This window comes from Niveispirillum lacus (genome assembly GCF_002251795.1).
Taxonomy (GTDB): domain Bacteria; phylum Pseudomonadota; class Alphaproteobacteria; order Azospirillales; family Azospirillaceae; genus Niveispirillum; species Niveispirillum lacus.
The window spans coordinates 56,735-69,693 of the sequence record NZ_NOXU01000022.1 but is presented as its reverse complement, the minus strand read 5'-3'; the positions used below and the strand labels follow the sequence as shown (position 1 = coordinate 69,693).

General features: G+C 62.9%; 14 protein-coding genes and 4 tRNA genes. 4 read left to right on the top strand and 14 right to left on the bottom strand.

Going from position 1 to position 12,959, the window contains the following annotated elements; all coding sequences use genetic code 11:
• Positions 1-114: 114 nt before the first annotated feature.
• Together phoU and CHU95_RS04280 are read left to right on the top strand one after the other, a co-directional pair.
• On the top strand, positions 115-846 hold the full coding sequence (gene phoU, locus CHU95_RS04285; RefSeq protein ID WP_245837859.1) for a phosphate signaling complex protein PhoU: 732 nt from the start codon (positions 115-117) through the stop codon (positions 844-846).
• A 210-nt stretch (positions 847-1,056) separates the two neighbouring features.
• The gene (locus CHU95_RS04280; protein ID WP_094454065.1) at positions 1,057-1,617 is read left to right on the top strand and encodes a DUF2087 domain-containing protein; all 561 of its coding nucleotides are present in this window, start codon (positions 1,057-1,059) and stop codon (positions 1,615-1,617) included.
• 38 nt (positions 1,618-1,655) lie between these two features.
• Here the strand turns inward: CHU95_RS04280 and htpG are convergent, their stop codons facing one another.
• Both htpG and CHU95_RS04270 read right to left on the bottom strand, forming a co-directional pair.
• Complete coding sequence (htpG, locus tag CHU95_RS04275; protein WP_094454063.1) at positions 1,656-3,536, bottom strand: molecular chaperone HtpG; 1,881 nt, start codon at positions 3,534-3,536, stop codon at positions 1,656-1,658.
• A gap of 95 nt (positions 3,537-3,631) precedes the next feature.
• The gene (locus CHU95_RS04270) at positions 3,632-4,471 is read right to left on the bottom strand and encodes a LysR family transcriptional regulator (RefSeq protein ID WP_094454061.1); all 840 of its coding nucleotides are present in this window, start codon (positions 4,469-4,471) and stop codon (positions 3,632-3,634) included.
• Between the two features lie 98 nt (positions 4,472-4,569).
• Between CHU95_RS04270 and CHU95_RS04265 the strand changes: the two genes are divergently transcribed.
• A complete protein-coding gene (locus CHU95_RS04265) occupies positions 4,570-4,974 on the top strand; it encodes a tautomerase family protein (protein ID WP_094454059.1) in 405 nt (134 codons plus the stop codon).
• Between the two features lie 34 nt (positions 4,975-5,008).
• Here the strand turns inward: CHU95_RS04265 and CHU95_RS04260 are convergent.
• The 4 genes from CHU95_RS04260 to CHU95_RS04245 all read right to left on the bottom strand — a co-directional run bounded on the left by CHU95_RS04260 (position 5,009) and on the right by CHU95_RS04245 (position 5,418).
• Positions 5,009-5,085: transfer RNA gene (locus CHU95_RS04260), tRNA-Arg, on the bottom strand.
• 34 nt (positions 5,086-5,119) lie between these two features.
• Positions 5,120-5,196 (bottom strand) — tRNA-Arg (locus CHU95_RS04255).
• Between the two features lie 34 nt (positions 5,197-5,230).
• Positions 5,231-5,307, bottom strand: a tRNA-Arg gene (locus CHU95_RS04250).
• 34 nt (positions 5,308-5,341) lie between these two features.
• A tRNA-Arg gene (locus CHU95_RS04245) sits at positions 5,342-5,418 on the bottom strand.
• A gap of 181 nt (positions 5,419-5,599) precedes the next feature.
• Here CHU95_RS04245 and gpt point away from each other — a divergent pair.
• Positions 5,600-6,085, top strand: coding sequence for a xanthine phosphoribosyltransferase (gpt, locus tag CHU95_RS04240; protein WP_094454057.1), 486 nt, complete (start codon positions 5,600-5,602; stop codon positions 6,083-6,085).
• Positions 6,086-6,094: 9 nt separating this feature from the next.
• Here the strand turns inward: gpt and CHU95_RS04235 are convergent, their stop codons facing one another.
• The 8 genes from CHU95_RS04235 to CHU95_RS04200 all read right to left on the bottom strand — a co-directional run bounded on the left by CHU95_RS04235 (position 6,095) and on the right by CHU95_RS04200 (position 12,956).
• Positions 6,095-6,667: a hypothetical protein gene (locus CHU95_RS04235; protein ID WP_094454055.1), complete on the bottom strand. Its 573-nt coding sequence runs from the start codon at positions 6,665-6,667 to the stop codon at positions 6,095-6,097.
• 140 nt (positions 6,668-6,807) lie between these two features.
• Positions 6,808-8,214: a 3-isopropylmalate dehydratase large subunit gene (leuC, locus tag CHU95_RS04230; RefSeq protein WP_094454053.1), complete on the bottom strand. Its 1,407-nt coding sequence runs from the start codon at positions 8,212-8,214 to the stop codon at positions 6,808-6,810.
• A gap of 189 nt (positions 8,215-8,403) precedes the next feature.
• The gene (locus tag CHU95_RS04225) at positions 8,404-8,748 is read right to left on the bottom strand and encodes an RNA-binding S4 domain-containing protein (protein WP_094454051.1); all 345 of its coding nucleotides are present in this window, start codon (positions 8,746-8,748) and stop codon (positions 8,404-8,406) included.
• 4 nt (positions 8,749-8,752) lie between these two features.
• Entirely contained in the window at positions 8,753-9,763 is a 1,011-nt protein-coding gene (locus CHU95_RS04220) for an alpha/beta hydrolase (RefSeq protein WP_094454049.1), read from the bottom strand.
• 58 nt (positions 9,764-9,821) lie between these two features.
• Positions 9,822-10,397, bottom strand: a complete 576-nt coding sequence (locus tag CHU95_RS04215; RefSeq protein WP_165772002.1) for an NUDIX hydrolase — start codon at positions 10,395-10,397, stop codon at positions 9,822-9,824.
• 111 nt (positions 10,398-10,508) lie between these two features.
• On the bottom strand, positions 10,509-11,057 hold the full coding sequence (locus CHU95_RS04210) for a nucleotidyltransferase family protein (RefSeq protein ID WP_094454047.1): 549 nt from the start codon (positions 11,055-11,057) through the stop codon (positions 10,509-10,511).
• A 286-nt stretch (positions 11,058-11,343) separates the two neighbouring features.
• Positions 11,344-12,306: a cysteine synthase A gene (gene cysK, locus CHU95_RS04205; RefSeq protein ID WP_094454045.1), complete on the bottom strand. Its 963-nt coding sequence runs from the start codon at positions 12,304-12,306 to the stop codon at positions 11,344-11,346.
• 194 nt (positions 12,307-12,500) lie between these two features.
• Entirely contained in the window at positions 12,501-12,956 is a 456-nt protein-coding gene (locus CHU95_RS04200; protein ID WP_054166884.1) for an RrF2 family transcriptional regulator, read from the bottom strand.
• Between the last annotated feature and the right edge of the window lie 3 nt (positions 12,957-12,959).

The following is a 12,959-nucleotide window of genomic DNA, read 5'->3' as shown; positions in this document are numbered from 1 at the left end:
GGAGGGTGACCGTTGGCAACAAGATGAACTTTTCTTGAACGTGCCACAGGCCGGGGCATTTGTGTTAGATGGTTTCTTGACATTCCTTCAGTAAACACCGCCGAGGTCAGTTCCGTGGACGAAAAATCCAGCGCCTTGCCCACCCGCCATATCGTCACCGCCTACGACGAGCAGCTCAATGTCATGCACAATCTGGTGCGGGAGATGGGACGGCTGGCGGCGGAACAGATCGGCAATGCCGTGGCTGCCATTGCTGATCGTGACACCGACCTTGCTGCCCAGGTGATGGAGCGCGATGGGCGGATCGACGCCCTGGAACAGCAGGTGGAGGGGCAGGTGGTGCGCCTGCTGGCGTTGCGCCATCCCAAGGCCAACGACCTGCGTGTGGTCATCGCCGGCCTGCGCATTGCCAACAATCTGGAGCGAATCGGCGATTTCGCCGCCAATGTTGCGAAACGTTCGATGACCTTGCACTCGCAGCCGGAAGTGGCCCTGGCCCGATCCATGCTCCCCATCGGACAGGCTGTAGCCGGTATGCTGGGTGATGTGATGCGCGCCTATGACACCAATGATGCCGACGCGGCCTTGGCTGTTCGCCGCAAGGATGCGGATGTGGACCGTGCCTACACCGCGCTGTTCCGGGAATTGCTGACCTATATGATGGAAAGCCCGGCCCGCATTACCGCCTGCACCCATCTGCTGTTTGCAGCCAAGAACCTGGAACGTATCGGCGACCATGCCACCAACATCGCGGAAACCCTGTGTTTCCGGGTAAGCGGTCAACCGCTGGATGAAGAACGGGCCAAGGGTGACGATACCGCGACCATGACGGTGATGCCGGACTGAACCAACGCTCTGGTTCTGCCGACGGCTTTCTGTTAACGTCACCATCAGGTCGGCAGATCACCCAGGCGTCGCCAGCCCGTTCGCGGGCCGCTAAACCTGCCATGATAATTTTTCGACGGTCACAGCCCAAGGGGGCGTGCCGCGTCGGCAAGATGGCGACCACCGGCGGTCCGTAAACGGATCAAGGCATGTCCCGCGGGATGTCGATCCATGTCGAGAGAACTCTTGTCCTTTCAGGCCGCAGATATCAGTGCGCTTGCCAAATCCTTGAAATCACAACTGGATACCCATACGGGACCGCCCGGCCATGTCAGCTTGCTGAACATGCTGGCCCGTGGCGCCGGTTACCGCAATTTCCAGCATTTCCGCGCCCAGGCGGCGGCCCTGGACCGGCTGGAAAATCCCGACCCAGCCCCGGCCCCTCGGCCAGAGGTTGATTTTGCCCGCATCCGCCGTCTGCTGCGCCATTTCGATGAGCAAGGGCGCCTGATCCGCTGGCCCAACAAGTATAACGAGCAGGCCACCTGCCTCTGGGTGCTGTGGTCACGCCTGCCGGCCCGCGAAATCCTGACCGAACAGGGGGTCAGCCGTTTGCTGGACAAGATGCACAGCTTCCGCGATTTCGCCCTGCTGCGGCGGGAAATGGTGGAGCAGGGGCTGGTCAGCCGCACCCAGGATTGCCGCGATTACCGCCGTATCGAACGACAGCCTCCACCCGACGCCCTTGCCCTGATCCGCTATCTGGGGCCACGGCTGTTGAAGGCAGCTTAAAACGAAAAGGGCGGCCCGGATGAGCCGCCCTTCCACCGTCAACCCAGCCCTTTCTCCACAAACGCCGCCATGCGGCGTGCAAAGGACAGCGGGTCGGGCAGCGTCTCGCCTTCCAGGATGCGGGCCTGATCAAGCAGCAGCCAGGCCGCATCCTCCAGCGAGGTCGCCGCCCCGTCCTGCGTGGCCTTTTCGGCCAGCCGGCGGATCAGCGGGTGGCCAGGATTGATCTCCAGCACGCGCTTGGACGCGGCATCCGCCCCCAACTGCCCGTGCTGCTTCAGCAAGCGTTGGAGGTGGATATCCATGTCGCCCTCATCGGCCACCAGACAGACAGCACTGTCGGTCAGGCGCTCGGAACGGCGGACATCCTTGACCTGCTCCCCCAGCGTCAGCTTCAACAGGGCGGTCAGCGATGACAGGTCGCCATCCGACGCCTTGTCCTTTGTCTCATCCTCTGGCTTTTCCTCGCCTTTGATCTTGGAAAGGTCGGCCCCGCCGCGCGTGACCGACTTGAATTGCTTGCCCTCGGTTTCGCGCACCGATCCGACCCAGAATTCATCCACCGGATCGGTCAGCAGCAGCACCTCCACGCCCTTGGCGCGGAAACCCTCGACCTGGGGACTCTTCTCCACGGCCGATTTCTCATCGCCCGTGATGTAATAGATGGCGTCCTGGCCTTCCTTCATGCGGGAGATATAGGTCGCCAGACTGACCAGCTCGCCCTTGCTTTCCGTCGTGCGGAAGCGCAGCAGCTTCAGCAGGTCGTCGCGGTGGGCGTAATCCTCATACAGCCCTTCCTTCAGGACAGCGCCGAACGCGTCCCAGAAGCGGGCATAATCGGCGGCCTGTTCCGGATCGGCGGCCTTCTTGTTCAGGTCACCCAGCACGCGCTTCACGATCCCGGCCTTCAGCTTGGTCAGGACCGGGTTGTTCTGCAGCATCTCGCGGCTGACATTCAGCGGCAGGTCTTCACTATCCACCACACCCTTCAGGAAGCGCAGATAGGGTGGCACAAGCCCTTCCGCCTCATCGGTGATGAAGACGCGGCGGACATACAGCTTCACATGATGGGCGCGGCGCGGATCGAACAGGTCGAAGGGCCGCTGCTGCGGCACGAACAGCAGGCCCGTATATTCGATCACCCCTTCCGCCCGCCAATGCAGGGTCAGCCACGGCTCGTCAAAGGCGTGGCCGACATGGTGATAGAATTCCTTATACTGCTCTTCGGTGATGTCCGACTTGGACCGGGTCCATAGCGCGTTGGCCGCGTTTACACTGTCTGTCGTATCGGCGCCCAGCAGGATGGGCACGGCGATGTGGTCGGAATAGGTCTTGATGACATGGCGCAGGCGGTGTTCCGCCAGGAACTCCGTCTCCGCCTCGCGGATATGCATGATGATGCGGGTGCCGCGGGCCGGGGCATTCTCATCCTCGGCCACGGTAAAGCTGCCCTGACCGTCGCTGACCCAGCGCCAGCCGGCGGCCTCGCCTGCCTTGCGGCTGAACACTTCGACCTTCTCCGCCACCATGAAGGCGGAATAGAAGCCAACGCCGAACTGCCCGATCAGGCTGACATCCTTTTTGCTGTCGCCCGACAGATTCTTGACAAAGGCCGACGTTCCCGACCGGGCAATCGTGCCCAGATTCTCCACCAGATCCTGGCGGTTCATGCCGATGCCATTATCGACCAGTGTCAGGGTCTTGGCATCCTTATCGGCGACGATTCGGATCTTGAAGTCGCGGTCATCCCCCAGCAGCGACCCGTCGGTCAGGGCGGCATAACGCAGCCGGTCGCACGCGTCCGACGCGTTGGAGATCAGTTCCCGCAGGAAGACTTCCTTCTCCGAGTAGAGGCTGTGCGCCACGATATCCAGCAGGCGGCTGACCTCGGCCTGGAAACTGAGCCGTTCCTCGCTCATCTCTCTCACCTTGTTCTGCGATGTACATCCAATGAGGGTGGCGTTAACGCCGATGCTGGATATGGGACAGGCGACCGCAGAGCGCAAGCGGGGTTTCAGGCCAGCAGATCCCGCACACTGGCCGCCAGGGCGCGCGCGGCTGCCGATGTCGTGAGATTAGGGGTCCGCGCCAACATGACAATCTGTGACGGCGGCAGCGGCGGCACGCCGGTGGATGCCGGCACCACGGCCAGGCCGCCGCCTATGATATTGCCCAGCGGCGCCACGCCAAGGCCGGCGCGCACCGCCGCCACCAGCGCCAGACAGCTTCCGCCTGTGAATGTCTCTCGCCAGGGAATGCCGGCCTGTTCAAGTAACCGGATCGCCACCGCCCGGACGGAACAGGGAGGGGGCAGCAGCACAAGAGGCAGAGGGCCGTCAGACCAGGACCAGCCGGGCGGCACCCGCCATTGCAACGCATCGGTGCCCAGTATCTCTCCCCCTTCCGCCCCATGCTCCCGCCGGACGATGGCAAGATCAATCAGGCCACCCTCAAACCGATCCCGGATGTCGGCCGACTGGCCCAGATGGACAGCCATCGTCGCATGCGGCGGCAACGCCATCCGCACCCGCTTCAGCGTCAGGTCAAAATGGGCACCCAGTGCATGGTCGCTGAAGCCGATTGTGATGTGGGAGGGCACGATATCGACTGCGGCAATCGCCGCGTCATGCGCCGCCAGCAAGGTCCGCGCATGATCCAGGAAGGCGGCGCCAGCCTCGGTCAGGCGCACAAGACGGGGGCTGCGATCCAGCAGCCGTTTTCCCAGCACACCCTCCAGTGATTTGATCCGCTGGCTGACGACGGGCTGAACGGTGCCGGCCGCCTGTGCCGCACGGGTGAGGTTGCCATACTCTGCGACCAGGGCAAACAAACGGACGGATTCAAGATCAAGCATTATATGAGATCGCTATCGTAGCTATAGATAATCATAGCGTTCACGAATGAATATCAAAAGGGCAGAAAGGGGCACCCCCCCCTCACAGGAGACGTGTGATGCCCATGATTAATGTGCGCTATGTAACGCCCGAACCACGCCCCGAACTGCGCGCCCAGATCGCGGGATTGGCTGCCCGACTTGGGGCTGAAAAGCTTGGTAAGGACCCTGGCGTGACGGCAGTGCTGGTGGAGGCGGCGGACCCGGAGGGCTGGTTCATCGCCGGCAAAAGGCCCACCAACGACGGGCTGTCGGCCTTTTGGTTGGATATCAAGGTGACGGCGGGCACCAACACCAAAGCGGAAACGACCGCGTTCGTGCAGGCAGCCTATCAGGGAATGGCTGCCCTCCTGGGGCCGCTTCACGCGGAATGCTATGTTTATGTCCACGAGACCAATGGCGATGCCTATGGATATGGTGGTCGAACACAAAATGGCCGGTGGGCAGCCGTACATCCGGGCTGATGACGGGCTAGACGGAACAGGCAATGGGAGAAAATGGCGCGCCCGAAAGGATTCGAACCTCTGACCCCCAGATTCGTAGTCTGGTGCTCTATCCAGCTGAGCTACGGGCGCATCGCCATGATCGACCGGACTGGATGGTTCGGAATGGCGCGCCCGAAAGGATTCGAACCTCTGACCCCCAGATTCGTAGTCTGGTGCTCTATCCAGCTGAGCTACGGGCGCATCGCCATGATCGACCGGACTGGATGGTTCGGAATGGCGCGCCCGAAAGGATTCGAACCTCTGACCCCCAGATTCGTAGTCTGGTGCTCTATCCAGCTGAGCTACGGGCGCATCGCCATGATCGACCGGACTGGATGGTTCGGAATGGCGCGCCCGAAAGGATTCGAACCTCTGACCCCCAGATTCGTAGTCTGGTGCTCTATCCAGCTGAGCTACGGGCGCGCATTTTCCGATCTTCGGTACCCGGTAAAGGGTGCCGTCCGGTGAGGTGGCGCTTGTATCCGATGCGGATGGGGATTGCAACGGGATTTTGCGGGGCTTGTGCGCAACGCCGATCCGACGTGATTGCCGTCGGCCCCGGCATGGGATATTCCTGCGCCAAACCCATGATAGCAGGCCCGCCTTGACCAACAAGATCCAGAACCCCGATAAGAACTTCCCCGTCACCTGGGAAGAGTTGCACCGCAATGCCAAGGCCCTGGCCTGGCGGCTGGCCGATCACACCCAGTGGAAGGGTATCATCGCCATCACGCGCGGCGGTCTCGTTCCGGCGGCCATCATCGCGCGCGAACTGGATATCCGGGTCGTCGAGACCATTTCGGTCAAAAGCTATGATCACCAGACGCAGGGTGAAATCAAGGTGCTGAAAGCCGCCGACGCCGTCACCGATGGCGGCAAGGACTGGCTGCTGATCGACGATCTGGTCGATACGGGTAAAACGGCCGCCTATGTGCGCAAGCTGCTGCCCAACGCCCATTTTGCCACGCTCTATGCCAAACCGGCGGGTCGCCCCCTGGTCGATACCTTCATCACTGAGGTCAGCCAGGATACCTGGATTTACTTCCCCTGGGACCTGCTGCCTGTGAGCTATCTCCAGATCGAGCGCTGACCGGTTCGATCATCCGGACACGGCTTTCAGATGATCAATGACGGGAACGGGACAAGCCCGCAGGGGCAGTTCCGTTCCCGCCAGCGACAGGGTCGCTGCCAGGCCCAACAAGGCGGCTGCCAGGTCTCGCTGCCGGGCGGATGCAATCAGATGGGACAACAGCCACGCGGCCGACACGCGGGCACGGGGCCCGCGTTGCAGTACCGCGACCAGCGTCAGCAGGGCACGTTCGTCGGTGGACAGGGCCGACCGGCAGCCATTTCCAATATCGGGCCGACCGGTCGGATATTGATGCAGTAGTTCCAGGGCCTCTTCCCAGGCGATCAGGGCATCCTGCCAACCGCCCGGCAGCATGCGGCGGAATTCCATCTCCACCTGGTCCCAGCGGAACCTTCCATGGCGCCAGCGCCGCGCTGACCAGAGCAGAAGCTGTTCCCCGCGCGTCAGGGTAAAGACCGTTCCCCCTTGCTGAAGATCGGTCAGATATCGCACCCGTTCCGCATGGTCGATGCCTCCCGTTCGGCTGTCTCTAACACCTGTTCCGGCCGCCAGATCGGGCCACCACAGCGCCATATCATTCATCGCCGCCTCCAGACTTGCTTGACCATCAATGTCTCAAACCTATTGCGAATCACTCGCAATTGCAAGCGGCGATCCTGTGCGGAAATGAAAAAGGGGCGCCCATTGGACGCCCCTTCATCGCTGTCAGATTTTTCGTGATCTTAGAGGCTGCGCACGTCGGTCAGGTGGCCCTTGATGGCAGCGGCAGCGGCCATGGCGGGGCTGACCAGATGGGTGCGGCCACCGGGGCCCTGGCGGCTTTCGAAATTGCGGTTCGACGTGCTGGCGCAGCGTTCGCCGGGCTTCAGCTTGTCGTCATTCATGGCCAGGCACATGGAACAACCGGGCTCACGCCAGTCAAAGCCGGCCTCGGTGAAGATCGTGTGCAGGCCTTCTTCCTCGGCCTGCTTCTTCACCAGTCCCGAACCGGGAACAACCATGGCATAGACACCGTCGGCCACCTTGCGGCCCTTGGCCACGCTGGCGGCGGCGCGCAAATCTTCGATACGGCTGTTGGTGCAAGAACCGATGAACACCTTCTGCACCGGCACTTCCGACAGCGGCGTGCCCGGCGTCAGGCCCATATAGGCCAGCGAGCGTTCCACGGCCTTGGCCTTGTGCGGGTCCTTGAAATCGGCCGGGCTGGGCACATTGGCGGTAATGGGCGCCACGTCTTCCGGGCTGGTGCCCCAGGTGACCAGCGGCACGATATCGGCGGCGTTCAGTTCCACGACCTTGTCATAGACCGCGCCCTCATCGCTGGGCAGCGACTTCCAGTATTCGACTGCCCGGTCGAAATCCGCACCCTGCGGGGCACGGTTGCGGCCCCGCAGATAATCGAAGGTCTTTTCATCGGGGGCGATCAGGCCGGCGCGGGCACCGGCCTCGATGGCCATGTTGCAGACCGTCATGCGGCCTTCCATGGACAGATCGCGGAAAGCCTTGCCCGCATATTCGATGACATAGCCGGTACCGCCAGCCGTGCCCAGCTTGCCGATCACGGCCAGCGTCAGGTCCTTCGCCGTGACACCCGGCGGCAGGTCGCCATCGACCTTCACCAGCATGTTCTTGGACTTCTTGATCAGCAGGGTTTGCGTGGCCAGCACATGCTCCACGTCGGACGTGCCGATGCCAAAGGCCAGCGCGCCAAAGGCGCCATGGGTCGCCGTGTGGCTGTCACCGCAGACGATGGTCATGCCCGGCTGGGTCACGCCCTGCTCCGGCCCGACCACATGCACAATGCCCTGGCGGATATCGCTCATGTCGAAATACTCGACACCGAATTCCTTGGCATTGATGGCCAGTTGCTCCACCTGGATGCGGCTTTCCTCATTCTTGATGCCGGCCAGGCGGTCCTTGCTGGTCGGCACATTATGGTCGGCCACGGCCAGGGTCTTCTTGGGCTGACGCAGCTTGCGCCCGGCGATACGCAGACCTTCAAAGGCCTGCGGGCTCGTCACCTCATGCACCAGATGCAGATCGATATACAGCACGGCGGTGCCGTCCTCCTGACGATGGACGGTATGGCTGTCGAAGATCTTGTCATAGAGGGTGCGGGCCATGGTCACTCACCTGGGGGTCAAGGATCGAACCGCAAAGACGGGGGTGGCTTTACGGTCACATTGTTACGTGGGGCGGAGCATAGCGGCACGACCCGACCACGGCAAGCGCGTGCCGCCCCCTGGCCGGGTGCCTGGATGCAACGCAGCGTTCAAGGCGGCGCATGATTGGTAGGATTAGTACCAGTTTGGCGTCGGTCACCCAAGCGGCAGCCGCGCCTCCGGCGTTGGCGGGTCCAGGTCTTCATACAGGGCCTGTGCCTCCGGGGCTGGCCCCCGCCGGGCCGCCAAGGCTTTGACCTTGATGACCCGCACATAGGCACCCAGCGGGAAGGTCAGCACATCGCCCACCTTCACCACCTGGCTGGCCTTGGTCACTGGCGCGCCGCCGATACGCAGGCTGCCCGACCCGGCCAGCTTGGCCGCCTGACTGCGGGTCTTCAAAAAGCGGGCATACCAGAGCCACTTATCTAACCGCAGACGGCCCTTGGCCATTTCGGCGGCATCGGCGGGATCAAGGGTGGTGATGTCCTGGTCGGCCATAAGTTTACCCGTTCAGGGCGCGGACCAGGAAGGGCAGGCTTTCATCCATCCGGTAATCGACCGACGAATGGTCATCGAGGAATTCCTCATAACGGTGCCGGACACCCAACTGATCCAGGCGACGGTGCAAGCGGCGGGCACCGTACACAAGATTATACTGGTCGCGGTCCCCGCAATCGATGAACAGACCCTTCAGACCGCGCAAGGCGTCAGCGTGCTGTTCCACCATGCGCGCGGGGTCCCATGCCAGCCAGTTGGCCCAGCGTTCCTCAATCACCTCGCACGTGTCGGGCGTGACAGGCAGGCGGATGCCCAGATACTGGCTGGGGTCGGGGTCATAGGTGGCGGCCATGCACAGGATCATCAGAACATGGGTATCCTTACCATCGACTTTGCGGGCCGTCTCAAACGCATTCATGAACCGCTCGATGGAACCGCCATGGCGGTCCAGTGAGCGCAGCACGCCCGGCATGTCGGGCAGATAGCACAGCTCAAACCCCATATCACCCGAATGGCAGGCCGCCGCCGCCCAGATGTCGGACCGCAGAAACGCGTGCGCCAGCGCACCATAGCCCCCGCTGCTTTTCCCGAAGATCGCCCGCCGACCGGTGCCACCACAACCGAACCGGCCTTCAACAAAGGGCACCATTTCGTCACACAGGAAATCCATCCAACGGCCCAGCGCGGCAGAATTGATATATTGATTACCACCCAGGCGCGTGAAGCAATCCGGGAAGGCCACAACCGCCGGCGCCATGGCGCCACTGTCGATCAGCCGGTCCAGCCGTTCGGGCAGATTCTCGCCAAAGTTCTTCCAGTTGGTATGGGCAGGACCGCCCGCCGTATAGCCGACAATATCGACCAGCAGCGGCAGGTCGTGCCCATCATGGCCCGCCGGCACATAGACATGCACCTCCCGCAACGGGCTGTCGCCCATCAGATTGCCGCGCAGCATCTGGCTGTCCAGCGTCAGGCGGTGGATTGTGCCCTGGGCGGCGGTTTGGGAACGGCGCATGTTTTCTGTCCGGCTGTTGGTCGCTTCTGAAGGCGACTGTGCCCGGACGAATGGATGGTTACAAGCCCTCGACGGGTGGCGGCGGGTTGGTGCCGGGGGCAAAGCCTGTCTGTCCCGCCCTGGTCCGCCATTCATGCAGGGCCCAGACGACACTGGGAAAGGCCAGCTCATCCCAGGGAATGTCCTTCCAGTCAAACAGCGCAACCTCCAGGCTTTCCGTCCCGGCCGCAAGGGTGGGACCGGCAAGCGTTGCGCGGTAGATCATCTGCACCTGGGAAATACGGGGGATGTTGTAAATGGCCAGCAGGGCGTCGATGGCGATGTGGGCGCCTGCCTCCTCCATCGCCTCGCGTGCCGCTCCCTGCTCCGTCGTCTCGTTCAGTTCCATGTAGCCGGCGGGCAAGGTCCAGAAACCCCTGCGCGGCGGAATGGCCCGGCGGCACAGCAGGAACCGGCCCAGATTGTCGGTCACGACAGCGCCGACCACAATTTTCGGGTTCTCATAGGCGATATAGGAACAGTCCGGACAGACCAGCCGTTCCCGATCTTCCCCCGGTGGCACGGTGCGCACCCGCGGGCCGATGCTGGGGGGTGGCGGTGACAGGGCGGCGGGATCGACGGGGGGCATGCTCATTGCGCAACCATGCCGTCAAAGCCCCCGCCAGGGCAAGCACAGGCAGCACAGCTCCCGGCCCGCCGAGAACTGCTCAGGCGCTGAAGACACGTTCCACCCGCCTGCGCTCTCTCATGGGCCTTCGACCAGCCAGGGCCAGCGCGCACGGTAGCTGTCGATCTTGATCCGATATTGGGCCGGATTGTTGGTGCGCAGATTGGGGGACAGGGTCCCGGCAGCCAACTCTTCCAGCCCATAGGGCGCCACCACCTCGCCGGCCGCCGACAGGCCGACACAGGTGCAGCGGACCAGAAAGCCGGCGATACTGTCCCGGCTGCTGTTAAGCGGGGCGATCACCTTGCCGAATCGCTGCGGATACCAGAGATGGACGCGCGCCTGATTGCGCACCTCCACCTCCACCCCCAGATCGGCAAAAAGACCGGTGGCCCGCCGGATGACCGCATCCTCGGCCTCCCAACGGGTGTCCGGGTCATAATAGAACAGGTCGTAATCCTTCACGCCCCAACCAGGCGCCCGCCCGTCCCGCGCATTCCACACGGCCTGATAAAGACACCCCGCCACCAGATAGGCCTGCTCCAGTCCCAGGGCGGGCAGGCGATCCAGGATGGCGGCGTTGATGGGGTTGGTAAGGGCGAGGGCACGGAAGGTGTCAGGGGTCATCGACCGCTCATTCAGCGGCGGCGGGGACAAGGATCAGGCGGGCGATCACGTCCGGCATGGTGGAGGCATGCTGGATATCATACACGACCGGTTGCCCATCAACGCCGTAATCGACCATGACATCTCCGGCTTGTCCATGATGCGGCGGATATCAATCGGGTGCAGATCGGGACGCCGGGTCAACACATCAAACGCGAAGTAGCACGTTCGCCAGAAAGGCGTCGGGGGAAACCAGCCGGGCTCTGTCTCAGCGGACAAGGCCGGCTGGCATCCCCCGTCTGACCCCTTACTCCAGCCCCTCAAACAGCGCCGTGGACAGGTAGCGCTCGGCGAAGCTGGGCAGGACCACAACGATCAGCTTGCCCTTATTCTCGGCCCGCGCTCCCACCTCGAACGCGGCAGCCAGGGCGGCACCCGACGAGATACCGACCGCCAGCCCCTCGGTCTTGGCGGCATCACGCGACAATTCGAAGGCCCGCACGTTGGAAATGCGCAGGACCTCGTCGATCAGGTCTTTGTTCAGGATGTCGGGCACAAAGCCGGCACCAATGCCCTGGATCTTGTGCGGGCCGGGCAGGCCGCCGGACAGGACGGGGCTGTCCTCCGGCTCCACGGCCACCACCTTGAAGCCGGGCTTGCGCTCCTTCAGGACCTGGGCCACGCCGGTCAGCGTGCCGCCCGTGCCCACGCCGGAAATCAGGATGTCGGCCTTGCCCGCCGTGTCATTCCAGATTTCTTCCGCTGTCGTGGCGCGGTGGATGGCCGGGTTGGCCGGGTTCTTGAACTGTTGCAGGACATAGGCACCGGGGGTGCTGGCCAGCAGCTCCTCGGCCTTGGCGATGGCGCCCTTCATGCCCTGCGGGGCCGGGGTCAGGACCAGTTCCGCTCCCAACAGCTTCAGCATCTTGCGCCGCTCGATCGACATGCTTTCCGGCATGGTCAGGATCAGACGATAGCCCTTGGCCGCCGCAACAAAGGCCAGCGCGATGCCGGTATTGCCCGAGGTGGGTTCGATCAGGACAGTACGGTCGGGGGAGATTTTGCCCTCGGCCTCTGCCGCCTCAATCAGGGCCTTGCCGATACGGTCCTTGACGCTGGACAGCGGGTTGAAGAATTCCAGCTTGGCGACGACATCGGCCACAACGCCATGCTTGGCCGCCAGCCGGTTCAGCCGTACCAGCGGCGTGGCGCCGATCGTGTCCAGGATGCTGTCATAGATCTTGCCACGGAATTCAGGGCTGGCGGACATTTCACATCTCCATTGTGGTATTTATCGGAAATACCGGGTCAATGTTGTGTATATAGGCAGGCAGGGGCGAAGTCAAAGAGGTGATACCAACACGCACGACGTTCATCCGGGTTGGTTGGCGCATTGAGCGCCCGCAAGCCCAGGATCGCGTAAGCCATGACGGTGGATGCCGCCGACCCGCGCCTGTGGGAGTCCTAAATGCTGAAATCAAGCTTTGAGGCCGCCTCGCTGGCCACGCCGGCCTGATGGGCGCGGACACACAGGTCTTCGATACTTGTCTGTTCCAGGCGTGCCATCACCTCGTCTTGCAGCTCCGCCCAGAGCGGGCGGACCACTTGGCGGCCCAGTTCAGCGCCCACTTCTTCCTCAATCGGATCTGTGGCCTGTTCCAGGGCACGGACCACCCGCACGATCTCCGCCACCGTGATGCGGCGGCGTTCCTTGGCAAGACGGTAGCCGCCCTTTGGCCCGCGCACACCGGCCAGGACGCCGGCCCGCACCAGGGCTTGCAGCACCTGTTCAAGGTAGCGTTTGGGGATGCCCTGGCGCTGCGTGATCTCCGCCGACTGCACCGGGGCGGAACCGGCATTATAGGCGATGTCCAGCACCGTCTCGATGGCGAACATCAGTTTTTTGGATATACGCAGCATGCC